The following is a 26322-nucleotide window of genomic DNA, read 5'->3' as shown; positions in this document are numbered from 1 at the left end:
CGCCCATGTCCTTCCACGTCCCCACCCTGTTCGCCGTGATCATCGCCGTCTCCGCGGTGCTGGCCGTGGCGATCGGCTTTATCGGGCGCCAACGGCACCGCAACCTGCTGCTGTGGGCCACAGCGCTGGGCGTGCAGGCGCTGGGCTACGTGCTCTACGGCCTGAGGGGCCAGGTGCCGGACTGGGCCTCGGTGGTGGTGGCCAACGTGTGCATGTCCGGGGCGCTGGCGGTGTACGCCTTGGGCATCCGCCGCTTCCACGACCAGCGCTGGCCCGTCTGGTGGGCCTGGGCCCCGGTGGCGGTGATCGGGCTGAGCTTTCCGTTTCTTCTGGACAATTTCACGGCCCGGCTGCTGCTGGGCAGTTCGGTGTACGGCCTGCAACTGCTGTTTGTGGCGGCGGTGGCGCGCCAGCAACGCCACGCGCCCAGGGGGCGCGGCGAACAACTGCTGGTGTTCGGTGCGCTGTTGATGGCCATCATGATGGCCGCGCGCACCTGGACCGTGGCCACCGGCCAGTTCACGGTGCAGCAGCTGTTCCAGGGCGGCACCCTGCAGTCCCTGACCTTCCTGTTTACCCTGACCGGCACCCTGCTGCTGGCCCTGGGCCTGATCATCATGAACGAGGACCGGGCCGAACACGCCCTGCGCCAGAACCAGCGCTACCAGGCCTTCCGCAACCGGATCCTGGAACTGCTGGCCCAGGGCACCCCGTTGCCCACCCTGCTGCACGAAATCGTGCAGGGCATCGAGACCCTGCACCCGCGCATGTTGTGCAGCATCCTGCTGCTGGACCGGCAAGGCCAGCACCTGCAAACCGGCGCCGCCCCCAGCCTGCCGGCGTTCTACAACGACGCGGTGCAGGGCCTGCCCATCGGCCCGGGCGCGGGCTCCTGCGGGACCGCGGCCCACACCCGGCAACGGGTGGTGGTGGAAGACATCGCCAGCCACCCTTACTGGGCGCCCTACCGCGAACTGGCGGCCCAGGCCGGGCTGGGGGCGTGCTGGTCGCAACCCATTTTTTCGTCGGACCAGCGGGTGCTGGGCACCTTCGCCATCTACCACCACCGCCCGCACACGCCCAGCCCCGCCGACATCGCCCTCATCGAAGAAGCGGCCCTGCTGGCGGGCATCGCCATCGAACGCAGCCGCGAAGCCCAGCAATTGCTGGAACGGGAACGGCACTACCGGCTGCTGATCGAAACCGCCAACGAGGGCATTGCCGTGATCCAGAACGGCGTGCTGCGCTTCGCCAACCCCCGCTTCTTCCAGCTGTGCGGCCACACCCCGGCCGAGGTGCTGAACCAGCCCCTGGCCCCGCTGATCCACGAGGACGACCGCGACCGGGTGATACGCGCGTCGGCCCCCGCCGACGGCCAGGCCGCGCCCCAGCACCACACGTTCCGGGTGCTGACGCGCCACCAGGGGGAGCGCTGGTTCGAGCTGAACGACGCGCCCTTCGAGTGGCTGGGCCAGCCCGCCACCCTGAGCTTCATGACCGACATCACCGAGCGGCGGCGGCTGGAGGCCAAGATTCAGCAGCAGGCGCTGCACGACACCCTGACCGAGCTGCCCAACCGCCGCCTGCTGACCCACAACCTGGCCCAGGCCATGGCCAGCCACCGGCGCAGCGGACTGCATGGCGCGCTGATGTTCCTGGACCTGGACAACTTCAAACCCCTGAACGACACCCACGGCCATCGGGTGGGCGATTTGCTGCTGGTGGAGGTGGCGCACCGCCTGACCCACAGCGTGCGCGAAACCGACACCGTGGCGCGCTTCGGCGGGGACGAGTTCGTGGTGCTGCTGGGCGACCTGCACACCGACCCGCAGACCTCGGTGGAACTGGCCCGCGCGGTGGCGGGCAAACTGCTCGCCGCACTGGCCGAACCCTATTGCCTGGCGGTGGAACAGGCCAGCGGCGGGGTGCACGCCGTGGAGCACCGCTGCACCGCCTGCATCGGGGTGGTGATGTTCGACGGCCAGGCCACCGAACCCGACGACCTGCTGAAACAGGCCGACATGGCCATGTACCGCGCCAAGGCGGCGGGGCGCAACACGGTCTGGCTGGCGCCGACCGCACCGACCGCACCGACCGCCGCCCCAGCCGACGCCGGCCTCACACCGGGGTGAGCTTGGCCACGCTCAGCGCCAGCCATTTGGTGCCGTGGCGCGGGAAGTTGACCTGGGCGCGCGCGTCGTCGCCGGCGCCCTCCACCGTCAGCACCCGGCCTTCGCCGAACTTGTTGTGGAACACCTGCTGTCCGGCGCGGATGCCGTGCGCCGGCGCGGCCTTCTGCAGCGGCACCGCCCCTGCGCCGTGGTCTGAGCTGCTGGCACGCAGCGCGCCCCCGCCCAGCCCGCTGCGGCCCCAGGCCGGCTGGGCGTTCCAGCCCGCACCGCCACCGGCGCGGGGCCCGGGCGCGCCCAGCCCCGCGCCCCAGCCGCCCGAAGGCGGCGTGAGCCACTTCAGGCTGGCCTCGGGCAGTTCGTCGAAAAAGCGGCTGCGCAGGTTGTAGCGGGTCTGGCCGTGCAGCATGCGCGACTGCGCGTGGCACAGGTACAGGCGCTGGCGCGCGCGGGTGATGGCCACGTACATCAGGCGCCGCTCTTCCTCCAGCCCGTCCATGCTGCTCAGGCTGTTTTCGTGCGGGAACAGGCCCTCCTCCAGGCCGACGATGAACACCGCGTCGAACTCCAGCCCCTTGGCGGCGTGCACCGTCATCAGTTGCACCGCGTCCTGGCCGGCCTGGGCCTGGTTGTCGCCCGACTCCAGCGCCGCGTGCGTCAGAAAGGCCACCAACGGGCTCAGCGTTTCGCCGGTGTCGGGTTGCACCAGGCCGGCGTCGGGCAGGGGCACGTCCAGCAGCAGCGCATCGGGGTTGAGGCCCTGGCTGGCGGGCGACTGGCTCAGCCCCGGCGCGGTTTCGTCCAGCGGCAGGGCCACGGCGTCGCGGCCAAAGCCTTCCTGCATCACAAAACTTTCGGCCGCGGTCACCAGTTCCTGCAGGTTTTCCACCCGGTCGGCGCCGTCGCGGTCGGCGCGGTAGTGCTCCAGCAGGCCGCTGTGCTGCAGCACCAGTTCGATGATCTGGCGCAGCGTGGCGCCCTCGGTCTGTTCACGCACCACATCGATTTTGGCCACGAAAGCCGCCAGGTTGGTGCCGGCCTTGCCGCTCAGGGCGCTGACCGCGTCGTGCAGCGAACAGCCGGCGGCCCGGGCCGCGTCCTGCAACTGCTCCACGCTGCGCGCGCCGATGCCGCGCGGCGGAAAATTCACCACCCGCAAGAAGCTGGTGTCGTCGTGCGGGTTGTCCAGCAGCCGCAGGTAGGCCAGCGCGTGCTTGACCTCGGCGCGCTCGAAAAAGCGCAGGCCGCCGTACACGCGGTAGGGCACGCTGGCGTTGAACAGCGCGCTTTCGATCACCCGGCTCTGCGCGTTGCTGCGGTAGAGCACCGCCATTTCCTGGCGCGGCAGGCCGTCGTTCTTGGCCAGCTGCTTCATCTCGTCCACGATCCACTGCGCCTCGGCAAAGTCGGTCGGGGCCTCGTACACCCGCACCGGCTCGCCGGCGCCCTGGTCGGTGCGCAGGTTCTTGCCCAGGCGGCCGCGGTTGTGCTCGATCAGGTGGTTGGCCGCCTCCAGAATGTGGGCGTGGCTGCGGTAGTTCTGCTCCAGCTTGATCTGGTGGCGCACCGCGAATTCGCGCACGAAGTCGGCCATGTTGCCCACCCGCGCGCCGCGGAAGGCGTAGATGCTCTGGTCGTCGTCGCCCACCGCCAGCACCGCGTTGTGGCCGGGCACGAAGCGGCCGTTCTCCTCGTGGCCGGTCAACTGCTTGAGCCAGGCGTACTGCAGCTTGTTGGTGTCCTGGAACTCGTCCACCAAAATCTGGCGGAAACGCCGCTGGTAGTGTTCGCGGATCGGGTCGTGGTCGCGCAGCAGTTCGTAGCTGCGCAGCATCAGCTCGCCAAAGTCCACCACGCCTTCGCGCTGGCACTGGTCTTCGTACAACTGGTAAATCTCGATCTTCTTGCGCCCGTCCTCGTCGCGCCCGGTCAACTGGTAGGGGCGCAGGCCGTCCTCCTTCTGCGCGGCGATGTACCACTGCAGTTCCTTGGGCTTGAAGCGCTCCTCATCGATCTGGTGCTGCTTGACCAGCCGCTTGATGGCGCTGAGCTGGTCCTGGGTGTCCAGAATCTGGAAGGCCTGCGGCAGGTGGGCCTGCTTCCAGTGGGCGCGCAGCAGGCGGTGGCACAGGCCGTGGAAGGTGCCGATCCACATGCCGCGCACGTTCACTGGCAGCATGGCCTGCAGGCGGGTCAGCATTTCCTTGGCGGCCTTGTTGGTGAAGGTCACGGCCAGAATGCCGCCGGGCGTGGCCTGGCCGGTGCTCAGCAGCCAGGCGATGCGGGTGGTGAGCACCCGGGTCTTGCCCGAACCGGCGCCGGCCAAAATCAGGGCGTGCTCGGCCGGCAGGGTGACGGCGGCCAGCTGTTCGGCGTTCAGGGACTGCAACAGGGGCGACTGGCCGGGCGTCGGCGCGGCCCACAGGCCGTCGTGCGGGGAAACATCGTGCATCCCGGCATTGTAGGAAGTCGGCCTCAGCGCGCGGCGGCCGGCGCTTCCATCGTGATCTCGACCCGGCGGTTGGCGCTGCGGCCCTCGGGCGTGGCGTTGGGGGCGATCGGGCGCGTGTCGGCCAGGCCGGTGGCGCGCAAGCGGGTGGGGTTCAGCCCGCGGGTTTCGAGGTGGCGCACCACCCCACCGGCGCGGGCGGCAGCCAGTTCCCAGTTGGACGGAAAGCGCGCGGTGCTGATGGGCAGGTTGTCGGTGTGCCCCTCCACCACGATGGTGTGGTCCTGCGCCTGGTTGAAGGCGGGCAGCAGCCGGTCGATCACCGCTTGGCCGGCCGGCGTCAGGGCCGAGTCGCCAGAGGCAAACAGGATTTCGCTGCTGATGCGAAAACGCACCACCCCTTCGCCCACGGTCACCTCGACCTGGTTACCCAGGTCGCCGATGGGCAGCGCCGGCACCGGCGGCTGGGCCGGGCGGCGGTCCAGCGGCGGCCCGTCGGCGGGCGCCGGGGCCGTGACCGGGTGCGGCAGGGGCACGGGCGGCACCACGCTGGTGCCGCTGTCGGCGGCCGACTGCACCACCGGCGACTGGTCGGCCAGGGCACTGGCGCGCTGCTCGCCCTGGAATTTTTCGCTGACCGGCTCGGAAAACGCCAGCATCACCACCATCATGGCCAGCAGCAGGGTGATCACGTCCAGGTAGGTGATGAGCCAGGTTTCTTCCTCGGCCGGCGGCGCGGCGTCCACGTGCCAGCGCTGGAAGCGCCCGCTGTACAGGGCACCCAGACTGGCCGGCGCGGGCTCGGGGGCGGCGCCTTTGGCCGGCGCTTGCTGGGCGGCCTGCTGCGTGGCCACCTGCTCCAGCACCTTGTGCAGCAGGGTGTCGGTCATGGCCGGGGGCTGGGCGGCGTGCCGCCGGCGGCAGGGCGCGCCGGGGCCGGGGCCTTGGTGCCACGGGGGCGGGGCGCGTCGTCCACGCCGTCGAAAATCTCGTTCTCGTGGTGGGCCACGAAGGACTTGAGCGTCTCGCGCATCAACGACGGGCTGCGCTTGGCGGTCATCATGGCAATGCCCTGCATCACCATGTTCATCAGCACCACGCGCTGCTCGGTGCGGCGCTCCAGCTTCACCGCCACCGGTTTGAACACCAGGTTGGCCAGCAAGATGCCGTAGAACGTGGTCATCAGCGCCACCGCCAGGTGGTGGCCAATGACGGTCATGTCCCCGGAGCCCAGGATGTCCATCAAATTGACCAGCCCGACCAGGGTGCCGATCATGCCGAAGGCCGGCGCGTAGCTGGCCATCACCCGAAACAGCTGGGCCTCGGCCGTTTCCTGCGCCTTGAGCCGGGCAATGCGCCACTGCATCAGGTCCAGGATGTCTTCTTCGGGCGTGCGCTCGATCACCAACTGCACCCCGGTGCGCAGGAAGGGGTTGGTCACCCGCTTGAGCGCCTTTTCCACCGCCACCGGGTCGTCACGGATCCACAGCCGCGACACGTCCACCAGTTCCTCGATGTCCTTCTGGGTGTAGAGCCGCTCGTTGCGGATGACGGTGCCGATCAGCTTGAACACGCGCACCACCTCCTTGAGCGGGTAGCTCAGGAAAGTGGCCGCCATGGTGCCGACCAGCACAATGCCCAGGCCAGGCAGGTCGATGAACAGCAGCGGGTCTTCGGCCGCGAAAAACATGACCACGACCAGCAGCAGCACGCTGGTCACCATCCCGATCAGGGTGGAGGGATTCATCCCCAGACTCCTCAGCAGCGGCGCAGGGGCGCCATCGCTGCATTGTGCCGCATGGCGCCCGCCGCGCAACCGCCCCCAAGCGCCGAACAGCGCCCGGTTCGGGTGGCTGATGCGGCTTTCGGGTACCGGCCGGGGGCGTTTGCGGCTACAGTCGGTTCCACAGAAAAATACCAGACGCCGTTGTGATCCGCCTGTCCCGCCCCCGGCCCCTGCGCTCGCGCCCAACCCCGGGGCCCGACCGATGAGTGCCCGCCCCGCTTCCCCCCGCACCCAGCGCCTGACGGCGTTGCTGGTGTTCTGCCTCAGCTTGGGGGCGCTCAGCAGCCTGTCTTGGTGGCTGGAACAGCGCCGCAGCGAGGCCCAACGCGCCACCATCCTGACCGTGGCCGGCGACCAGGCCCAGGCCATCGAAAGCCGCATTCAGCGGCTGATGTCGGCCACCTACCTGCTGGCCGCCATCGTGCGCGTCAACCAAGGGCAGGTGCCCCAGTTCGAGGAAGTGGTCACCGAACTGCTGCCGTTCTATCCCGGGGTCACGTCGCTGTCGCTGTCGCCGGGCGGGGTGGTGCGGCACGCGGTGCCGGCCGCAGGCAACCAGGCCCTGCTGGGTTTTGACCAGCTGGCCGACCCGCTGCAGGGCACCGAAGCCCAGCGCGCCCGCGACACGGGGGAGCTGACCCTGGCCGGCCCGATGACCTTGGTGCAGGGCGGGCTGGGCGCCGTGGGGCGACTGCCCATCTACTTGCCCGACCCGCCCCACGAGGCCCCGCGCTTCTGGGGCTTTGCCAACGTCGCACTGCGCTTTCCTGAAGCCCTGGCGGCCACCGGCCTGGAGGGCCTGAGCGAACTGGGCTACGACTACGCGCTGTGGCGCCTGCGCCCCGACACCGGGGAGCGGCAGACGATCGCCGCCTCAGCCAACGTGCTCGCCGGGCAGCCGCTGGTGGACCCGGTGAACAAGGCGCTGCGCGTGCCCAATGCCGAATGGCAGCTCAGCCTGGCGCCGCGCGACGGCTGGGGCCAGCCGCTGAACCTGGGGCTGTTTGCCCTGGGCAGCGTGCTGTTCAGCGCCCTGCTGGCCTACCTGGTGCACCTGCTGCTGGCACAACGCAGCCAGCAGGCACGGCTGGAACAGGAGGTGGCCGCCCGCACCCGCGACATCGAGGCCACCCGCCAGGACCTGCAGGCCACCCTGAGCGCCGTGCCCGACCTGATGTTCGACCTGGACGCCACCGGCGTCATCCACGAGGTGCACGCCCAGAGCCACACCGACCTGCTGCTGCCGCGCGACAGCATCCTGGGCCGCAACCTGCGCGACTTCCTGCCTGCGCAGGCCGGGGAGCAGGTGATGGCGGCGCTGGACGAAGCCAGCCGGCAGGGCCGCTCCATGGGCCGGCAGTACAGCCTGCCCCTGCCGCACGGCCAGCAGTGGTTTGAACTGTCCATCACCGCCAAGGCCCCGCTGGCCCGCACGGCGGCGTCACCCCCCCGCTTCATCGCACTGGCGCGCAACATCACCGCCCGCAAGGACGCCGAAACCCAGCACGCCCTGGCGGCAGAATTCTTCAACGGCAGCAGCGAAGGCTTCGTCATCACCGACGCGCAGCAGCGCATCATCCAAGTCAACCCGGCGTTCACCGCCATCACCGGCTACCCCGAGGCCGACATCCTCGGTCAGACCCCGGCGCTGCTGTCCTCCGGCCGCCACGGCGCGGACTTTTACGCCACCATGTGGCAGGAGATCGAAGCCCAAGGCCACTGGCAGGGCGAGGTCTGGAACCAGCGCCAGAACGGCGAGCAGTACCCCGAGTGGCTGTCCATCAGCCGGGTGCGAGACAGCCAGGGCCAGACCACCCACTACATCGCCATCTTCAGCGACATCAGCCGCCGGCGCGAGCAGGAGGCACGCATCCGCCACCTGGCCTATTTCGACCCCCTCACCGGCCTGGCCAACCGCACCCTGCTGCGCGAGCGGGTGGAACACGACCTGAGCGTGGCCCGGCGACACCAGACGCCCCTGAGCCTGCTGTTCATCGACCTGGACCACTTCAAGCAGGTCAACGACTCGCTCGGCCACCAGGTGGGCGACGAGTTGCTCAACCAGGTGGCGCAGCGCATCGGCCAGATGGTGCGCGAGCAGGACACGGTGGCGCGGCTGGGCGGTGACGAGTTCGTGGCCGTGCTGCCCGACACCGGCGCGGCCGGCGCGACCCACATGGCCAAACGCCTGCTGGAACGCCTGTCGGCCCCCTACCTGGTGGCGCAGCAGGAACTGACGGTGACGCCGTCCATCGGCATCGGCCTGTTCCCCGAAGACGGGCCCGACTTTGAGGCCCTGTACCGCTGCGCCGACACCGCCATGTACCGCGCCAAGCAGGAGGGCCGCAACCGCTTCGCCTTTTTCACGCACGAGATGCAGGCGCTCTCCATCCGCCGGCTGCAGCTGGAAAACGCCCTGCGCCGCGCGGTGGAACGCGGCGAACTGAGCCTGCACTACCAGCCCCAGGCGTCGTTGCGCGACGGTCGCGTGGTGGGGGTGGAGGCGTTGTTGCGCTGGGAACACCCCGAATGGGGGTCGGTGTCACCGGCGGAGTTCATCCCGATCGCCGAAGGCAGCGGGCAGATCCTGGCGATTGGCGAATGGGTGCTGGAGCAGGCCTGCGACCAGATGCAGCGCTGGCGCAGCCAAGGACTGGGCGAGCTGGTGGTGGCGGTGAACCTGTCGGCGGTGCAGTTCCGCCAGCCGCAACTGCCGGCCCAGGTGCAGCGTATTTTGGCACGCACCGGTCTGCCCCCGCACTGCCTGGAACTGGAGCTGACCGAAAGCACCGCCTCGCACGACCCGGAGGCCGCCATCGCCACCATGAACGAACTGCGCCAGCTGGGGCTGCTGCTGTCGGTGGACGACTTCGGCACCGGCTACTCGTCGCTGAACCACCTCAAGCGTTTCAGCGTGCACAAACTCAAGATCGACCAGTCGTTCGTGCGCGACATTCCCGACGACGCGGACGACGCCAACATCGTCGAAACCATCGTGCAGATGGCGCACAGCCTGGGGCTGGTCACCATCGCCGAAGGGGTGGAAACCGCCGCGCAGCGCGATTTCCTGCGCCAGCGCGGCTGCGACGAGATGCAGGGTTACCTGCTGGGGCGGCCTTTGCCGGCGAACGGCTTCGAGGCGTGGCTGCGCGGGCGCTTGTCACCGAACGGCTGACGGCCTTCCGGGGCGGCGGCAAAACCGACACGGGCACCGTCACCGGCGGGGCGGGCGCCGCGCGGGGCAAACGCCTTGTCGTGGAAACGGTCGCCACCGCGCTCCGCGCCGCCGTTGCGGTCGCCACCGTGGCCATGGCCGTAGCCCTGGCCGCGGCCGGCAAACCCACCGCCCGACGGCGCCCCGCGGAAGCGGTCACCGCCGCCACCGTTGCGGCCACCACGGCCCGGGCCACCGCGGCGGTCGCCACGGTCGTTGCGGAAGTCGTACACCGGCTTCTTCGGCTCCAGGCCCGGAATGGTCGCGGTCTTGATGACCTGCTGGCTGTAGGCCTCGATCTCGCCGATCTTGCGGCGGTCGCGGAACTCGGCCATGGTCACGGCCAGACCCTTGCGGCCGGCGCGGCCGGTGCGGCCAATGCGGTGGGTGTAGTCCTCGGCCTTCATCGGCAGGCCAAAGTTGAACACGTGGGTGATGGTGGGCACGTCGATGCCGCGGGCGGCCACGTCGGTGGCCACCAGAATTTGCACCTGACCGCTGCGCAGCGCCATCAGGCGGCGGTTGCGCAGGCCCTGGCTCAGGGCGCCGTGCAGGGCCACGGCGGCAAAGCCGGCCTGCTGCAGGTCTTCGGCCAGGGCGTCGCACTCGATCTGGGTGCTGGCGAACACGATGGCCTGGTCGATGCTGGCGTCACGCAGCCAGTGGTCCAGCAGCTGGCGCTTGTGTTCCGGGCTGTCGCACCAGAACAGCTGCTGCTCGATGCTGCTGTGCTTGTCCTGCGGGGTGTCGATCTGCAAGCGCTGCGGGTCGCGCATCACTCGGGCGGCCAGCGATTGGATGCGCGGCGCGAAGGTGGCGCTGAACATCATGGTCTGGTGGCGCTTGATGGTGAGCTGGTTGATCTCGGCCAGGTCGTCCGAGAAGCCCAGGTCCAGCATGCGGTCGGCTTCGTCCACCACCAGAAAGCGCACCTGGTCGAGCTGGATCTGACCGCTGCGCTGCAGGTCCAGCAGACGACCGGGGGTCGCCACCACCAGGTCGGCGTTTTGCAGCTTGGCGATCTGCATCTGGTACGGCATGCCACCCACCACGTTGGCAATGCGCAGGCCGCGGCAATGCTTGACCAGGTCGATGGCGTCGTGCGCCACCTGCTGGGCCAGTTCGCGGGTGGGGCACACCACCAAGGCACCCGGCACGGCCGGCTTGAAGTGGCGGGCCAGCATCGGGTTCTTGCGCTTGGCGCGCTTGGGGGCGGGTTTGCCTTCGGCTTCGGCCTGCTTCACCAAGGCGTCCCACTCGGCCTGTTCACGGGCTTCGGCTTCGGCCTGCAGCTCGATCAGGGTGTGCAACACGGGCAACAGGAAGGCCGCGGTCTTGCCGCTGCCGGTCTGGCTGGACACCATCAGGTCGGTGTAGCTATGGCCTTCCACGCCCACTTTCATGGCCTTGGGGATGGCGGCCTGCTGCACCAGGGTCGGCTGGGTGAAACCCAGGTCGGCCACGGCCTGCACCAGGGGCGCGGCCAGGCCCAGTTGAGCAAACAGGTTGGGGCCGGCGGGGGCTGGGGTGCCTTCAGCGGCCACGGGGGCGGCGTCGAGCACGCTGTCCACCAGCTGGTCGAGTTGGGAGGCTTGTTGGAAATCCGTCATGTCTTCGTCCTTGCGCGAAAAGCGCAACAGAACGAAACGGGCCGCCGGGGAAAAGGGTGTTCCCGGCTCGTCCGATCCGTTCGTGGTCACAAAAAACATCAACCACAAACAAATCGGCAAGCCCGTGCGGCCTGAGGGGCCGGACACAGAAAGCGTGCAGGAGGCGTTTCGATGTCTGCAATTGCAGACAGGCCGGTGGGTGTCACCGGCGCGAGGCCAGAGCGTGAGGCAGATGTGCGTAGGTGCCGCCTGTTTGGCAGCACCCACGAATTATCACACAGACCCGGGTTTTCCCCAAGTCTTTTTTTGCCACGGCCTCAGGGCTGGCTCAGCAGGGCGGCGATGCCGTGGTACAGCATGGCCGACAACACCGCCGTCGCCGGCACGGTCACGATCCAGGCCGCCACGATGCGCATGACCACCGAGCGCTTGACGATCTCTTTCTTGTAGGCCTTTTTGAAGGCCTTGCGCTCCTTCTTGTCGAAAGCGCCCGGGGCCTCGGGTTCGGGCGCCGGCGCGGCACCGGCCGGAGGTCGCACCGCAGCGCGCTTTTTCATTTCGGCCAGCATGCGCTTTTTCTCGTCCACCGGCGCCGCCTCGAACTTCAGCAGGTAGGCCTCCACCGCCTCGCGGTCCTGGCCTTGGTGGCCGGCGCGCACCACCGCCTCCATCTTGGCGTAGTTGACCTTGAGCAGCTCGCGCAGGAAGCCCACCCCGAACACCGCGCCGATGGTGACGTGGGTGGACGACACGGGCATGCCAAAGTGCGAGGCGACGATGACGGTCAACGTGGCGGACATGGCAATCGAATACGCCCGCATGCGGTCGAGCTCGGTGATTTCCTTGCCCACCGTCATGATGAGGCGCGCGCCGTACAGCGCCAGCCCCACCGCCAAACCCACCGCACCCAGCAGCATGACCCACAGCGGGGTGGCCGCCTTGGCCGACACCGCCCCGGTGACCACGGCTTCGTAAATCGCCGCCAGCGGGCCGATCGCGTTGGCCACGTCGTTGGCGCCGTGCGCAAAGCTCAGCAGCGCGGCCGAGAACACCAACGGCCAGGTGAACAGGGCGTTCACCCCGTCCTTGGTGTTGGGCTGCTTGCGCGCGGCCCGGGCCACCGGGCGGGCCACCAGCAGGTACACCGCCACGGCCGCCGCGCCGCCCAGGGCCACCGCCACCGGGAACGACACCTTCACCAGCTGCGACACGCCCTTGAGCAGCATGTAGGTGGCAAAGGCCCAGGCCATCAGCGCCACCAGCACCGGCACCATGCGCGTGGCGGCCTGGGTCATGTCGCCTTGGTAGGTGATGGTGCGCTTGATGACGTAGAGGAAACCCGCAGCGATCACCCCACCCATGAGCGGCGACACCACCCAGCTGGCCACGATGGAGCCGATGGTGCCCCAGTTGACCAGGCCCCAGCCCCCGGCGGCAATGCCGGCCCCCATCACCGCGCCGATGATGGAGTGGGTGGTGGACACCGGCGCGCCCAGCATGGTGGCCAGGTTCAGCCACAGGGCGCCGGCCAGCAGCGCAGCCAGCATCAGCCAGGTGAACTTCTCGGGGTCGGAAAAGGCGTTGACGTCGATGATGCCGCCCTTGATGGTGCCCACCACCTCACCGCCGGCGATGATGGCGCCCAGGGCCTCGAACACCGCCGCGATGAGGATGGCCCAGCCCAGGGTGATGGCGCCCGACCCCACGGCCGGCCCCATGTTGTTGGCCACGTCGTTGGCGCCGATGTTCATCGCCATGTAGCCGCCCACCGCCGCCGCGACGATGAGGAACCACAAAGCCTGGGTGCTCAGGCCCGGCAGGCCCTCGCTGCTGAAGGCCGCGTACAGGCCCACGCCGATCAGGAAAGCCACGGCCGCGGCCAGCCGCAGCATTTGGCGCAAATGCGCTTCGCCCGCGCGGGTGGCGGGCTTCAAGGTCATGCTCATGTTGTGTCTTGTGTGTCACCGCCGCCGGCCCTCTGGCGGGGCGCGGTCGGCGGCGTCGGGAAAGAAAAGAAACCAGCCCTTCAACGCAGGAAATGGTGTCGGTAGTGCTCCAGTTCGTCAATCGACTCGTGCACGTCGGCCAGGGCCGTGTGCCGTTGGTGCTTCTTGAACGCGGCGTACACCTCCGGGCGCCAGCGCTTGGCCAGTTCCTTGAGGGTGCTCACGTCCAGGTTGCGGTAATGGAAATAGGCCTCCAGCTTGGGCATGTACTTGACCAGAAAGCGCCGGTCCTGGCCAATGCTGTTGCCGCACAGCGGCGAACCGTTGCGCGGCACGTAGCGCTGGATGAAGTCCAGCAGTTGCTCCTGCGCGTCCGCTTCGGTCAGGGTGCTGGCGCGGACCTTGCCAATCAGGCCGCTGCGCCCGTGCGCCCCCTTGTTCCAGTTGTCCATGCCATCGAGCACCGCGTCGCTCTGGTGCAGCACCAGCACCGGTCCTTCCACCCGGGGCGTGAGCTGTGGCCCGGTGATCACCACCGCGATCTCCAGCAGCCGCTCTTTCTCCGGGTTCAGGCCGCTCATCTCGCAGTCGAGCCAGACCAGGTTCTGGTCGCTCTTGGCCAGCGACACGGCGGCACCGGGCGCGGCGGACTCGGCGTCGGGCGGGGCAAGGAAAACGTTCATGGGCCAAGATTTTCACCGATCCGGCACACCGCCCGGGGACTTTCGCTAGACTTGCCCCCATGACTGTTGTTTCCACCCCTGCGGCCACCGCCTGGACCGCGCTGTTTTGCGTGCTGCTGCTGGCCGGGCTGCTGACCCGCCTGTGGCTGGCCTCGCGCCAGATGCGCCACGTGGCCCGCCACCGCGACGCGGTGCCGCCCGCTTTCGCCGGCACCGTGGACCCGGCCGCGCACCGCAAGGCCGCCGACTACACCGTAGCCAAGTCGCGCCTGGGGTTGCTGGACATGGCCTTGGGCGCCGCTGTGCTGGTGGGCTGGACCCTGCTGGGCGGGCTGAACCTGCTCAACGAAAGCCTGCAAGCGCTGCTGGGCACCGGGCTGTGGCAGCAACTGGCGCTGCTGGGCGCGTTCTTCCTGGTGGGCGGGCTGTTGGAACTGCCGCTGGCCTGGGTCAAGACCTTCCGGGTGGAGGAACGCTTCGGCTTCAACAAGATGACGCTGGGCCTGTGGCTGAGCGACGGCGTCAAGGGCGCGCTGGTCGGCGGGGCCATCGGCCTGCCGATCGCGGCGCTGGTGCTGTGGCTGATGCAGGCCGCCGGCGGCCTGTGGTGGCTGTGGGCCTGGGGCGTGTGGATGGGCTTCAACCTGCTGCTGCTGGTGCTTTACCCCACGGTCATCGCCCCGCTGTTCAACCGTTTCGAGCCGCTGAACGACGACGCGCTGCGCCAGCGCATCGACGCGCTGATGGCGCGCTGCGGTTTTTCTGCCAAAGGCCTGTTCGTGATGGACGGCAGCAAACGCAGCGCCCACGCCAACGCCTACTTCACCGGCTTCGGCCCGGCCAAGCGGGTGGTGTTTTTCGACACCCTGCTGCAGCGCCTGAACCCCGGCGAGATCGACGCGGTGCTGGCGCACGAACTCGGCCACTTCAAGCACCGGCACGTGGTCAAGCGCATCGGGCTGATGTTCGCGGTCAGCCTGCTGGGCTTCGCCCTGCTGGGCTGGTTGTCGGGCCAGACCTGGTTCTACACCGGCCTGGGCGTCAGCCTCAACCTGGGCAGCCCCAACAGCGCGCTGGCGCTGCTGCTGTTCACCAGCGTCGTGCCCCTGGCGACCTTCTTCATCACGCCGCTGACCAGCCACCTGTCGCGCCAGCAGGAGTTCGAGGCCGACGCCTACGCCATGCAGCACGCCGATGGCCGCGACCTGGCCCAGGCACTGCTCAAGCTCTACAAGGACAACGCCAGCACCCTCACGCCCGACCCGTTGTTCGTGAAGTTCTACTACTCGCACCCGCCGGCCGGTGAACGGCTGGCCCGCATGCCGGTGCCGGCATGACCGCGCCCAGCTTGCAGGCCGGGCGGGTGGTGGCCACCTACGGCCGCCATTGCCTGGTGGAAACCGACACCGGGCAGCGCCTGATCTGCCACCCGCGCGGCAAGAAAAGCCAGGCCGTCGTCGGCGACCGGGTGCTGTGGCAGGCCAGCCAGGACGAAGGCACCATCGAACGCCTGCAGCCGCGGCGCAACCTGCTCTACCGGCAAGACGAAATCCGCACCAAGTCCTTCGCGGCCAACCTCGACCAGGTGCTGGTCCTGCTCGCGGCCGAGCCCGAATTTTCGGAAAGCCAGTTGATGCGCGCCCTGATCGCCGCGCAGGCCGAGGGCATTCCGGTGCTGGTGGTGCTGAACAAACGCGACCTGGGCCCCCTGTTCGAGCGGGCCTGGGCGCGGCTGGCCCCCTACCGGGCCATGGGCCAGACGGTGTTGCCGCTGAGCCTGGCCAGCGACGACGGCAGCCTGGCCGCCCTCACCGGCCAGTTGCTGGGCCGCACCACCCTGGTGATGGGCCCGTCCGGTGTCGGCAAAAGCACCCTGATCAACCGGCTGATCCCGCAGGCGCAGGCAGAGACCGCCGAGATTTCGCGCGCCCTCAACTCGGGCAAGCACACCACCACCAGCACCACCTGGTACTGGCTGGACGACACGCACCAGACCGCCCTGATCGACTCGCCCGGCTTCCAGGAATTCGGCCTGCACCACCTCGAGGCCACGCGCCTGGCCGCGCTGATGCCCGACTTCGCCCCGCACCTGGGGCAGTGCCGCTTCTACAACTGCACCCACCTGCACGAGCCCGGTTGCGCGGTGCGCCAGGCGCTGGCAGAGGACACGATTTCGGCCAACCGCTACCGCCTGTACGGTGAGTTGTTCGCGGAGCTGTCACAACCGCGCTACTGAACGCCGGCCCCAGAGCCGCGGCGCGCTGGGCCGTCTGGGCGTTCAGACCAGGCGCGCCAGCATGGCCAGGGCCAGCAGCAGCAGCCACAGCACCACGCTGCGCCAGACCAGACCGACCACGCTGGCCAGGTGCGCCAACTGCGGCACCCGACCGTCGGTGACGGCCACGCCCGCCGCCGGCTCGGCCGACTGCGGCCCCAGGGGTTGGCCCCCGAGGCGCACGTTGATCGCCCCGGCGGTGGCCGCCAGCAAGATGCCTTCGTTGCGGTCGGGAAACTGGCGGGCGTCCTGGCGCCAGTTGGCCACGGCTTCCTCGAAATTGCCCACCACCGCAAAGCCCAGGGCGGTGACGCGCACCGGCAGCGCATCGACCCACTGCCAGGCCAGGCGGGCGGCCTGTTGCAGGGCCTCGCTGGGCCCCGCGTCGGCCTGGGCACGCCAGGCACGGGACAGGTATTCGGCCAGCCGGTACAAGACGGCGCCGGCCGGCCCCAGGCCCAGCGCCGCCAGCAGCACAAAGCACACCAGCACACCGAAGACGTGGCGGTGCGCCTGCACCACCGAATGCTCGATCACGTGGCGCAGCAGTTCCTGGCGGGGCAGCTGGTCCACATCGACCTGGCGCCATTCGGCCAGCGCGGCCCGGGCGCGTGGTTCGTCGCCCGACTCCAGCGCCTCGCGGATGGCGGTGAAGTGGTGGCTGAACTGCCGGAAACCCAGCGTCAGGTACAGCAGCAGCACCAGCCAGGCAAAGGCCAGCACGGCACTGGCGTGCTGCAGCAGCCCGTAAATGCCAGCCGACAGCAGCGCGGGCACCGCCGCGGCCACCAGCCAGACCAGCCAGCCGTGGTGCGTCTGCCCCGCGTCCAGCGTGCGGCGCACCCAGCGCACCCAAGCCAGGACCGCGCCATGCACCGGGTTGTCGGCCGCCAGCGGTCGCGCCTGCTCCAGCAACAGGGCCAGCAAAATCGCGAAAAAACTCATGCCGGCATCATAGCGACACCACATCTGGCAGCCAGCCACCTTGGGCAGGGATTACCCGCAATGGCCCGCCTTCACGCGCTCAGAAAACGGTAGAGGTTGCGCAACATGCCAGCGGTGGCCCCCCAGATGAAGCGCTCCTGCCCGCCGTCGCGGTAGGGCATGGAGAACCACTGCCGGGCCCGGCCTTCCCAGTCCATCTGGTGGCGGCGGTGGTGGGCCGGGTCCATCAGAAAGGCCAGCGGCACCTCGAACGCCTCGGCCACCTCGTGCGGGTTGGGCGTCAGGCGGGCATCGGCCGGCACCAGCGCCACCACCGGGGTGACGACGAAGGCCGTGCCGGTGGTGTATTCGGGCAGGCAGCCCAGCACCTCGACGCGGTCCGGGGCCAGCCCCACCTCTTCGTGCGCTTCGCGCAGGGCGGCAGCGGTGGCGTCGGCGTCGTGGGGGTCGATCTTGCCGCCGGGGAAGGCGATCTGGCCGGCGTGGGTGGGCAGGTGCGCGGTGCGCTGGGTCAGCAGCAGGGTCGGCTCGGGCCGCTCCAGCACCGCCACCAGCACCGCGGCGGCTCGCAGGGCATGGTGGCTGAAACGCGGCTCGCGCCGCACCTCGGGTTGCCACACCGGGGGCGCGCGAAAGCGCTGGCGTAGGCCCGCGGCCGACAACGATTGGGACGGCACCGGCGGCAGGTGGGCATCGGTGCCCACCACGGGCACGGTCGAGGGATCAAACATGGGCAAGGGGCCACGGCGCCGTGGACTTGGGGTACAGTGCAAGCACAAGATTGTGCAACGACACGACACGGGGAGTGGGCCATGCGGTTCTTCGGGTTCGGGCGCCTGTGCGCCATGTTGTGGTGCTGCTGGGCCCTGCAGGCCTGGGCGGCGGTGGACGTCAACCAGGCCCCGGCCGAGGACCTGATGGCGATCAAGGGCATCGGCCCCCGCACCAGCGAACGCATTCTGCAGGCCCGGGCGGCGGGGCCGTTCCGCGACTGGCCGGACTTCATCCGGCGTGTCGCCGGCATCGGTCCGGCCACGGCGGCCAAGCTGTCGGCGCAGGGGCTCACGGTCAACGGCCTGGCCCTGCCAGCGTCCGGCGCAGCACCGCCCCAAACCTCGCACCCGCCCTTCCCAACCCAGCCCTCCATGACGGTGCCGCGCCCCCCTGCCGCCACGCGTTGAGTGCGGCCGGGTTATGCGTTCGCCGCATCAAGCCATCGAGGCTTGGCCTTGGACAAGTCGTGGGCGGCTCACTAAGCTCAGGCCCATGTTCAACCCCATTCCTTGCCCATGACCCCCTCCAACGCCACCGGCCCGCGCGCGGCCCATGCCCTGCCCTCCTACCTGCAGGCCGACCACCTCGGCCCCTGGGGCATTTTCCTGCAACAGGTGGACCGGGTCACGCCCTACCTGGGCGACCTGGCGCGGTGGGTGGAAACGCTCAAGCGCCCCAAGCGCATGCTCATCGTCGACGTGCCGATCCTGCTGGACAACGGCACCGTGGCCCATTTCGAGGGCTACCGGGTGCAACACAACACCTCGCGCGGCCCCGGCAAGGGCGGCGTGCGCTTCCACCAGGACGTGACCCTGTCCGAGGTGATGGCCCTGTCGGCCTGGATGTCGATCAAAAACGCCGCGGTCAACGTGCCCTATGGCGGCGCCAAGGGTGGCATCCGGGTCGATCCGCGCCAGCTGTCGTTGGGCGAACTGGAACGCGTCACGCGCCGTTACACCAGCGAAATCGGCCTGATCATCGGGCCGACCAAAGACATTCCCGCCCCCGACGTCAACACCAACGAACAGGTGATGGCCTGGATGATGGACACCTATTCCATGAACGTCGGGGAAACCGCCACCGGGGTGGTCACCGGCAAGCCGGTGGACCTGGGCGGCTCGCTGGGGCGGCGCGACGCCACCGGCCGCGGCGTGTTCACCGTGGGCGTGGAGGCCGCCCGGCGCATCGGCCTGGCCGTGCCGGGCGCGGCCGTCGCAGTGCAGGGCCTGGGCAACGTGGGCGGGGTCGCCGCCCGCTTGTTTGCCGAGGCCGGCGCGCGCGTGGTGGCGGTGCAGGACCACGCCGGCACCGTGTACCGCGAGGCCGGCCTGGACATACCGGCCCTGCTGGCCCACGCCGCCGCCCACGGTTCGGTGGCCGGCTTCCCCGGGGCCGAAGCCCTGGCCAGCGATGCGTTCTGGGACGTGCCCTGCGACATCCTGATCCCCGCAGCGCTGGAGCAGCAGATCACCGAAGCCAACGCGGGCCGCCTCCGGGCGCGCATGGTGATCGAGGGCGCGAACGGCCCGACCACGCCTCTGGCCGACGACATCCTGCGCGAGCGCGGCGTGCTGGTGTTGCCCGACGTGATCGCCAACGCCGGCGGCGTGACGGTCAGCTACTTTGAATGGGTGCAGGACTTCTCCAGCTTTTTCTGGAGCGAGGAGGAAATCAACGAGCGGCTGGTGAAGATCCTGAAAGGGGCGCTCGACACCGTCTGGCAGGTGGCGGAGGAACACCGCGTCAGCCTGCGCACCGCCACCTTCATCGTCGCCTGCCACCGCATCCTGCGGGCGCGCGACTTGCGTGGGCTCTACCCCTGAGGCTGGCAGGGCTACTGCGGCTCAGTGCAGGGGGCCGTCCAGGCCTGGGAGGTTGGGCAGGGGCAGCACCGGCACGCCCTCCTCCAGCAAGGCCAGGGTCTGTTCGGGGCTGGCGCGGCCGCGGATGTCGCGGCGCGCCACCTCGCCGTGGTGCATGCGCCGCGCTTCGTCGGCAAAGCGTTCGCCCACATCCTCGGTGCGGGTCACGGCCTCGCGCAGGGCCCGCCACGCGGCCGCTTGGTGCGCGGCGGCGTCCGCAGCGACCGGTGCGCGGGCGCTGGGTGCGCCCGCGGCGGTGGTGGGGGTGGCCGCAGCCGCGCCGGTGCATGGGGGTGACGCGGCCTCACCGCGGCCCAGGTTGAGGCGCGGGGCGCTCAGGCGCTTTTCGATCTGCCGGTCGCCACAGCAGGGGCAGATCACCAGGCCACGGGCGTGCTGTGCGCGGAAATCTTCTTCCGACGCAAACCAGCCTTCGAAGACGTGCGCCTGCCCGCAGGCCAGGTCCAGCACCTTCATGGCGCCACCCGTTCCCAGGTCAACGGCCAGTCGCCGCGCAAAACGTTCTGGAGCCAGAGCGCACCCGTGAGCGTCTTGGCATCGGTGACCACGCCGTCTCGGCAAGCGGCCAGCAGTTCGGCCGGTGTGACCGCCAGCACGTCCAGAAACTCCCCATCGTCCAGGCGGCGCGAGCCCGCGGTCAGTCCCCGGGCAAACCAGATGTCAATGCATTCGGTGGCGTAAGAGATGACCGGGTGCAGCACACCGGCGCGGGCCCATTCGACGGCACGGTAACCGGTTTCTTCCCACAGCTCGCGCTGGGCACAGGCCAGCACCGGCTCGCCCGGGTCCAGCTTGCCGGCGGGGAATTCGATCATCGCCCGGTGCAGGGGGTAGCGGTACTGGCGCTCCAGCACCACCCGCCCATCGTCCAGCAAAGGGATGACCATGACCGCGCCGGGGTGCACGATGTATTCGCGCACGGCTTCTCGCCCATCGGGCAGGCGCACCGTGTCGCGCTGGGCATGCAGAAAATGGCCCTGGTACACCGTGCGGCTGTGCAGCGGTGTTTCCTTCAGGTGGGCCGGTTGCAGGTCGGGCAACAAGGCCATGCCGGCCTCAGCGGCGCCGACCCAGGTAACGGTAGACGAAACCCGGGAAGGCAAAGGTCAGGAACATGGCCGCGGTGATGGCATAGAACTCCCAGCCTTGCGGGTAGATCTGGCCGGCGTGCTGTTCCAGCGCCAGCCCCACCCCCCCCACCACCAGGTACCACACCACCAGTTCGGCCAGGCGGGCCCACAGGCTTTTGGCGGCACCGGCCGTCGGCCACACGGCCAGCAAGCGTTCGTTGACGAATGGCAGGTTGGCGGCCAGGAAACCCAGGCCCACCACCAGCCACACAGAGGCAGCGGTATTCATGCGCGCAGCTTAGCTCAGGCCAGCATGGCGCGCACCGCGTCGGCGCACAAAGCCATCAGGCCACCGGGGACGATGCCCAGCACCAGCACCAGGGCACCGTTGACGGACAACACCGCGCGCACGTCCAGCGGCGCCTGGATGGCCGCCGTCTGCGTCGGCGCATCGAAGTACATGACCTTGACCACGCGCAAGTAATAGAAGGCGCCGATCAGCGACATCAGCACCGCGAACACCGCCAAGCCCACGTACAGGCCGCCACCGGCCTCCAGCAGGGCCTGCAGCACCGACAGCTTGGCGTAGAAGCCCACCAGCGGGGGCACACCGGCCAGCGAGAACATGCAGGCCGCCAACACGCCCGCGTAGAGCGGGCTGCGCTGGTTCAGGCCGGCCAGGTCCGACAGTTCCTCGGACTCGAAGCCGTCGCGCGACAGCAGCAGCACGACCCCGAAGGTGGCCAGGGTGGTCAGCACGTAGGTGACCACGTAGAACATGGCCGCGCCGTAGGCGTTGGCGGCATTCGACGCGTCGCCATTGACCACGCCACCGACGAAGGCCAGCAACATGAAGCCCATTTGTGAGATGGTGGAAAACGCCAGCATGCGCTTGAAGTTGGTTTGTGCCACCGCGGCCAGGTTGCCCACCAGCAGCGACACCACCGCCAGCACCGCCAGCATCTGCTGCCAATCGAACGCCAGCGGACCCAGACCCTCGACCAACAAACGCATGACGATGGCAAAGGCCGCCAACTTGGGCGCGCCACCGATCATCAGCGTCACCGCGGTGGGGGCGCCGTGGTACACGTCGGGCACCCACATGTGGAAAGGCACCACGCCCAGCTTGAAGGCCAGGCCCGCCACCACAAACACCACACCCAAGATCAGCACCTGCGACTTGTCGCCGCTGGCGCCAATGGCCTGCGCCACCACGGCCAGATCCAACGAGCCGGTCGCGCCGTACAGCAGGGACATGCCGTAGAGCAGGAAGCCGCTGGCCAGGGCGCCCAGCACGAAGTACTTCATCGCCGCCTCGGTGGCGCGCAGGTCATCGCGGCGCAGCGCCACCAGGGCGTAACCGGCCAGGGTCAGCAGTTCCAGCCCCAGGTAAATCACCAGGAAGTTGTGCGCCGAGATCATGATGAACATGCCCAGCAGCGAGTACGACGAGAGCGAGAACAGCTCACCGCCGCGCAGCATGTCGCGGTCCCGTGCATAGGGGCGGGCATAGACCAGGGTCACGATCATGGCGACCGCGGCAAAGCACTTGAGCCAGGCCGCCATCGGGTCGTTCACCACCATGCCACCAAAACCCGACAGGGTCTGGCCGCTGGCGCCCATGTAGCCCTGCAGGCCGGCCACCACGGCCAGGGTCAGCAGGGTCAGGCGGTAGGTGGACACGCGTCCGGGCGAGGCCACGAACAGGTCGTAAATCGCGATGAGGCTGGTCATCACCAGGAGAATGATCTCCGGCATGACCATGGCCAAGCTGATGCTGTCAATCATGAAGGGCTCTCTCGAATCTGGGTAAGGCGTGGGCGCGCACGCCTCAGGGCAGCTTGGACACGGCCACGTGCTTGAGCAGTTCGGCGACCGAAGGGTTCATCACGTCGGTGAAGGGCTTGGGGTGAATGCCCATGTACAGCACCATCACCGCCAGCAGCGCCATCACCAGGAACTCGCGTTTGTTGATGTCGAGCAGGGCCTTGACGTGGTCGTTGCCCACCGGGCCGAGGTAGACGCGCTTGAACATCCACAGCGAGTAGGAGGCACCGAAGATCAGGGCCGTGGCCGCGGCCATGCCGATCCAGAAGTTGGCCTTGACCGCACCCAGGATCACCATCCACTCGCCCACGAAACCGGCGGTGCCGGGCAGGCCGGCGTTGGCCATGGTGAACAGCAGCGCAAAGGCGGCAAACTTGGGCATGGTGTTGATGACACCGCCGTAATCGGCAATTTCACGGGAATGCACCCGGTCGTACAGCACACCGATGCCCAGGAACATGGCGGCCGAGACAAAACCGTGGGCGATCATCTGCACGATGGCGCCCGAGACGGCCAGGTCGTTGAACAGGAAGAAGCCCAACGAGACAAAACCCATGTGCGCCACCGACGAGTACGCCACCAGCTTTTTCATGTCCTGCTGCACCATGGCCACCAGGCCGACGTAGATCACGGCGGTCAGTGACAGGCCGATCATCAGGCCGGCCCATTCGTGCGAGGCGTCAGGCGCGATGGGCAACGAAAAGCGAAGGAAACCATAGGCGCCCAGCTTGAGCATGATGGCCGCCAGCACGGCGGAGCCGCCGGTGGGGGCTTCCACGTGCACGTCGGGCAGCCAGGTGTGAACCGGCCACATCGGCACCTTCACCGCGAAGGCGGCAAAGAAGGCGAAGAACAGCGCGGTCTGCACGCCCGCCCCGAGGGGCAGTTGGTGCCAAGTGGCCAGGTCGAAGCTGCCACCAGACACGTTGTACAGGTAGATCAGCGCCACCAGCATCAGCAGCGAGCCGAGCAGGGTGTAGAGGAAGAACTTGAACGCGGCGTAAATCTTGTTCGGGCCGCCCCAGATGCCGATGATCAGGTACATCGGGATCAGCGTGGCTTCGAAGAAGACGTAGAACAGCATGGCGTCGGCGGCGGCGAACACGCCGATCATCAGACCCGACAGGATGAGGAAGGCCCCCATGTACTGGTGGACGCGCTCGGTGATCGACTCCCAGCTGGCAATGACCACGATCACGGTGATGAAGGCCGTCAGCAGAACCAGCCACAGCGAGATGCCGTCCACCGCCAGATGGTAGTGGATGTTGAAGCGCTCGATCCAGGGGGTATTCTCCACAAACTGCATCGCGGCGGACCCGACCTCGAAGCCGGTGTACAGCGGCACCGTGACGGCCAGACCCAACAGGGCGCCGATCAGGGCCACCCAACGCACCAGGTGGGCGTGTTCGTCACGCCCGATCGCGAGCAGGACGACACCGAAAAAAATCGGCGTCCAGATCGCAAGGCTCAGCAAACCCATTTTCTTCTTCTCCTTATTTGGCGAGCCACACGAAGTAGGTCATGAAGGCCAGCAGACCGGCGATCATCACGAAGGCGTAGTGGTACAGGTAGCCGGTTTGCAATCGGCGCACCAGACCCGAAACGACACCGATCAGCTTCCAGCTCAGGTTGACCACCGCACCTTCGATCAGACCGCGGTCGCCGCCCTTCCACAGGCCGATGCCCAGGCCGCGCGCGGTTTTGGCCAGGATGTTTTCGTTGATCCAGTCCATGTAGTACTTGTTTTCCAGCACCACCACCACCGGGCGCAGGGCCCGGCCGATGGCCTGCGGCAGCGCGGGGTTGACCAGGTACATGTACCAAGCGGTCACGGCACCGGCCGCCGCCAGGTACAGCGGCGGGGTGGACAGGGCGTGCGAGGCCATGGCCAGCGGGCCGTGGAAGATCTCGGCGAAACGCACCATGGCCGGGTGCAGCGCCCCGTTGACGTGGATGGCGTCGGCCAGGAAGTCGCCAAACAGCATGGGCTGGATGGTCATGTAACCGATCACCACCGACGGGATGGCCAGCAGCAGCAGCGGCACCGTCACCACCCAAGGCGACTCGTGCGGCTTGCCGTCGCCATGGTGGCCGTGGTCGTCGTGGTGGTCGTCATGGCCGTGGTGGGTGTCTGGGTTCTGGTCGTAGCGCTCGGCCCCGTGGAACACGAGGAAGTACAGCCGGAACGAATAGAACGAGGTGACGAACACACCGGCCAGCACCGCGAAGTGGGCAAAACCGGCGGCGGGCAGGTTGCTGAAATGCACCGCCTCGATGATGCTGTCCTTGGAGTAGAAACCCGAGAACAGCGGCGTGCCGATCAGCGCCAGGGTGCCCAGCACGAAGGTGATCCAGGTGATGGGCATGTACTTGCGCACATTGCCCATCCAGCGGATGTCCTGGTTGTGGTGCATGCCCATGATGACCGAGCCGGCGCCGAGGAACAGCAGGGCCTTGAAGAAGGCGTGGGTCATCAGGTGGAACACCGCGACCGAGTAGGCCGACGCGCCCAGCGCCACAGTCATGTAGCCCAGCTGCGACAGCGTGGAGTAGGCGATGACGCGCTTGATGTCGTTCTGGATGATGCCCAGAAAGCCCATGAACAGCGCGGTGATGGCACCGATCACCAGGATGAAGTTGAGCGCCGCGTCGGACAGTTCGTAGATCGGCGACATGCGCGCGACCATGAAGATGCCGGCAGTCACCATGGTGGCGGCGTGGATCAGCGCGGAGATCGGGGTCGGGCCTTCCATGGAATCGGGCAGCCAGACGTGCAGCGGGAACTGGGCCGATTTGCCCATGGCGCCGATGAACAGGCAGACGCCAATGACGGTGACCAGCAGCGCGTCCTGGCCCAGGATGTACCACGGGAATTCAATGGCGGCCAGCTCGGGCGCCTTGGCGAAAATCTCGGTGTAGTTCAAGCTGCCGGTGTAGGCGGCGATCAGGCCTATGCCCAGGATGAAGCCAAAGTCACCCACGCGGTTGACCAGGAAGGCCTTCATGTTGGCGAAAATCGCGGTCGGCTTGTTGAACCAGAAGCCGATCAGCAGGTAAGACACCAGGCCCACCGCTTCCCAGCCGAAGAACAGCTGCAGCAGGTTGTTGCTCATCACCAGCATCAGCATGCTGAAGGTGAACAGCGAAATGTAGGCGAAGAAGCGGTTGTAACCGGCGTCTTCCTCCATGTAGCCGATGGTGTAGAGGTGCACCATCAGCGAGACGAAGGTCACCACACACATCATCATGGCGGTCAGGCCATCGACCATGAAGCCGATTTCCATCTTCAGCCCACCGACCACCATCCATTCGTAGAGGGTTTCGTTGAAACGCGCACCGTCCACCGCCACGCTCTTGAGCGTGAGGGCCGACAGCACGAAGGCGATCAGCACGCCCAGGATGGTGAAGGTGTGGGCGGCACGGCGGCCGATGACGTTGCCACCGAACTGGGTGCCCAGAACGCCGGCCAGGAGGGCACCCACCAGCGGCGCCATCGGCACCGCGAGCAGCGTGCTTGCAGAAAGGCTTGTACTCATCGTTGTGACTTTGCGTAAAACCCTTGAGCGTCAGCCCTTGAGCGTGTTGAGTTCGTCCACGTTGATGGAGGAACGGTTGCGGAACAGCAGCACCAGGATGGCCAGGCCAATCGCGGACTCGGCCGCGGCCACCGTGAGGATGAAGAACACGAAGATCTGGCCGTGCAAATCGCCCAGGTAGTGCGAGAAGGCCAC

General features: G+C 68.2%; 21 protein-coding genes. 6 read left to right on the top strand and 15 right to left on the bottom strand.

The annotated features are described in order from the left end of the window. Positions 1-5: 5 nt before the first annotated feature. Positions 6-2132 (top strand): diguanylate cyclase domain-containing protein, encoded by a 2127-nt coding sequence (locus HA630_RS20895; protein ID WP_166837456.1) that lies wholly within the window; start codon positions 6-8, stop codon positions 2130-2132. Here the strand turns inward: HA630_RS20895 and HA630_RS20890 are convergent. The 3 genes from HA630_RS20890 to HA630_RS20880 are packed head-to-tail and all read right to left on the bottom strand — an operon-like array spanning position 2119 to position 6325. Next, positions 2119-4581 (bottom strand): UvrD-helicase domain-containing protein, encoded by a 2463-nt coding sequence (locus HA630_RS20890; RefSeq protein ID WP_166837455.1) that lies wholly within the window; start codon positions 4579-4581, stop codon positions 2119-2121. The genes HA630_RS20895 and HA630_RS20890 overlap by 14 nt on opposite strands. 23 nt (positions 4582-4604) lie before the next feature. After that, on the bottom strand, positions 4605-5468 hold the full coding sequence (locus HA630_RS20885) for a flagellar motor protein MotB (RefSeq protein ID WP_166837453.1): 864 nt from the start codon (positions 5466-5468) through the stop codon (positions 4605-4607). Further along, complete coding sequence (locus tag HA630_RS20880; RefSeq protein ID WP_166837451.1) at positions 5465-6325, bottom strand: motility protein A; 861 nt, start codon at positions 6323-6325, stop codon at positions 5465-5467. Before HA630_RS20880 ends, HA630_RS20885 begins: the two co-directional genes overlap by 4 nt. Positions 6326-6566: 241 nt before the next feature. Between HA630_RS20880 and HA630_RS20875 the strand changes: the two genes are divergently transcribed. Further along, positions 6567-9539 carry an EAL domain-containing protein gene (locus HA630_RS20875; protein WP_208300198.1) on the top strand — a complete coding sequence of 991 codons (2973 nt, stop codon included), beginning with the start codon at positions 6567-6569 and terminating at the stop codon, positions 9537-9539. On the opposite strand, the gene HA630_RS20870 is transcribed toward HA630_RS20875, so the two are convergent. The 3 genes from HA630_RS20870 to orn form a co-directional block, all read right to left on the bottom strand. Beyond that, positions 9464-11188, bottom strand: a complete 1725-nt coding sequence (locus HA630_RS20870) for a DEAD/DEAH box helicase (protein ID WP_166837449.1) — start codon at positions 11186-11188, stop codon at positions 9464-9466. The two genes, HA630_RS20875 and HA630_RS20870, sit on opposite strands and share 76 nt — an antisense overlap. Before the next feature lie 317 nt (positions 11189-11505). Continuing rightward, complete coding sequence (locus HA630_RS20865; RefSeq protein WP_208300197.1) at positions 11506-13128, bottom strand: inorganic phosphate transporter; 1623 nt, start codon at positions 13126-13128, stop codon at positions 11506-11508. 86 nt (positions 13129-13214) lie between these two features. Beyond that, the gene (gene orn, locus HA630_RS20860) at positions 13215-13817 is read right to left on the bottom strand and encodes an oligoribonuclease (RefSeq protein ID WP_166837445.1); all 603 of its coding nucleotides are present in this window, start codon (positions 13815-13817) and stop codon (positions 13215-13217) included. 59 nt (positions 13818-13876) lie between these two features. Between orn and HA630_RS20855 the strand changes: the two genes are divergently transcribed. Next, entirely contained in the window at positions 13877-15154 is a 1278-nt protein-coding gene (locus HA630_RS20855) for a M48 family metallopeptidase (protein WP_166837443.1), read from the top strand. Beyond that, on the top strand, positions 15151-16053 hold the full coding sequence (rsgA, locus tag HA630_RS20850; RefSeq protein WP_166837441.1) for a ribosome small subunit-dependent GTPase A: 903 nt from the start codon (positions 15151-15153) through the stop codon (positions 16051-16053). Before HA630_RS20855 ends, rsgA begins: the two co-directional genes overlap by 4 nt. 42 nt (positions 16054-16095) lie before the next feature. Here rsgA and HA630_RS20845 read toward each other — a convergent pair whose 3' ends face one another. Together HA630_RS20845 and HA630_RS20840 are read right to left on the bottom strand one after the other, a co-directional pair. Continuing rightward, positions 16096-17037 carry a CobD/CbiB family protein gene (locus tag HA630_RS20845; protein ID WP_166837440.1) on the bottom strand — a complete coding sequence of 314 codons (942 nt, stop codon included), beginning with the start codon at positions 17035-17037 and terminating at the stop codon, positions 16096-16098. Positions 17038-17108: 71 nt separating this feature from the next. Next, positions 17109-17768, bottom strand: a complete 660-nt coding sequence (locus HA630_RS20840) for a CoA pyrophosphatase (protein WP_166837438.1) — start codon at positions 17766-17768, stop codon at positions 17109-17111. Positions 17769-17849: 81 nt separating this feature from the next. On the opposite strand from HA630_RS20840, the gene HA630_RS20835 reads away from it, so the two are divergent. Together HA630_RS20835 and HA630_RS20830 are read left to right on the top strand one after the other, a co-directional pair. Further along, positions 17850-18218 carry a helix-hairpin-helix domain-containing protein gene (locus tag HA630_RS20835; protein ID WP_243855597.1) on the top strand — a complete coding sequence of 123 codons (369 nt, stop codon included), beginning with the start codon at positions 17850-17852 and terminating at the stop codon, positions 18216-18218. A gap of 108 nt (positions 18219-18326) precedes the next feature. Continuing rightward, positions 18327-19634, top strand: a complete 1308-nt coding sequence (locus HA630_RS20830) for a Glu/Leu/Phe/Val dehydrogenase (RefSeq protein WP_166837436.1) — start codon at positions 18327-18329, stop codon at positions 19632-19634. Positions 19635-19655: 21 nt separating this feature from the next. Here HA630_RS20830 and HA630_RS20825 read toward each other — a convergent pair whose 3' ends face one another. The 7 genes from HA630_RS20825 to nuoK all read right to left on the bottom strand — a co-directional run. Then, positions 19656-20150, bottom strand: a complete 495-nt coding sequence (locus tag HA630_RS20825; protein ID WP_166837434.1) for a DUF1178 family protein — start codon at positions 20148-20150, stop codon at positions 19656-19658. Further along, the gene (locus HA630_RS20820; RefSeq protein WP_166837432.1) at positions 20147-20743 is read right to left on the bottom strand and encodes an NUDIX domain-containing protein; all 597 of its coding nucleotides are present in this window, start codon (positions 20741-20743) and stop codon (positions 20147-20149) included. The genes HA630_RS20825 and HA630_RS20820 overlap by 4 nt, the downstream gene beginning before the upstream one ends. Positions 20744-20750: 7 nt before the next feature. Continuing rightward, entirely contained in the window at positions 20751-21053 is a 303-nt protein-coding gene (locus HA630_RS20815; protein ID WP_166837430.1) for a DUF2818 family protein, read from the bottom strand. Positions 21054-21067: 14 nt separating this feature from the next. Then, complete coding sequence (nuoN, locus tag HA630_RS20810; protein WP_166837428.1) at positions 21068-22552, bottom strand: NADH-quinone oxidoreductase subunit NuoN; 1485 nt, start codon at positions 22550-22552, stop codon at positions 21068-21070. A 43-nt stretch (positions 22553-22595) separates the two neighbouring features. Continuing rightward, on the bottom strand, positions 22596-24071 hold the full coding sequence (locus HA630_RS20805) for an NADH-quinone oxidoreductase subunit M (protein ID WP_166837426.1): 1476 nt from the start codon (positions 24069-24071) through the stop codon (positions 22596-22598). A gap of 13 nt (positions 24072-24084) precedes the next feature. Then, a complete protein-coding gene (nuoL, locus tag HA630_RS20800; RefSeq protein ID WP_166837424.1) occupies positions 24085-26127 on the bottom strand; it encodes an NADH-quinone oxidoreductase subunit L in 2043 nt (680 codons plus the stop codon). 30 nt (positions 26128-26157) lie between these two features. Further along, the coding region (gene nuoK, locus HA630_RS20795) for an NADH-quinone oxidoreductase subunit NuoK (RefSeq protein ID WP_166837423.1) at positions 26158-26322 on the bottom strand (165 nt) is incomplete at its 5' end.

It is taken from the genome of Aquabacterium sp. A08, from assembly GCF_011742065.1.
Note: the sequence above shows the minus strand (reverse complement) of the source record. Positions and strands in the feature narration are given on the sequence as shown.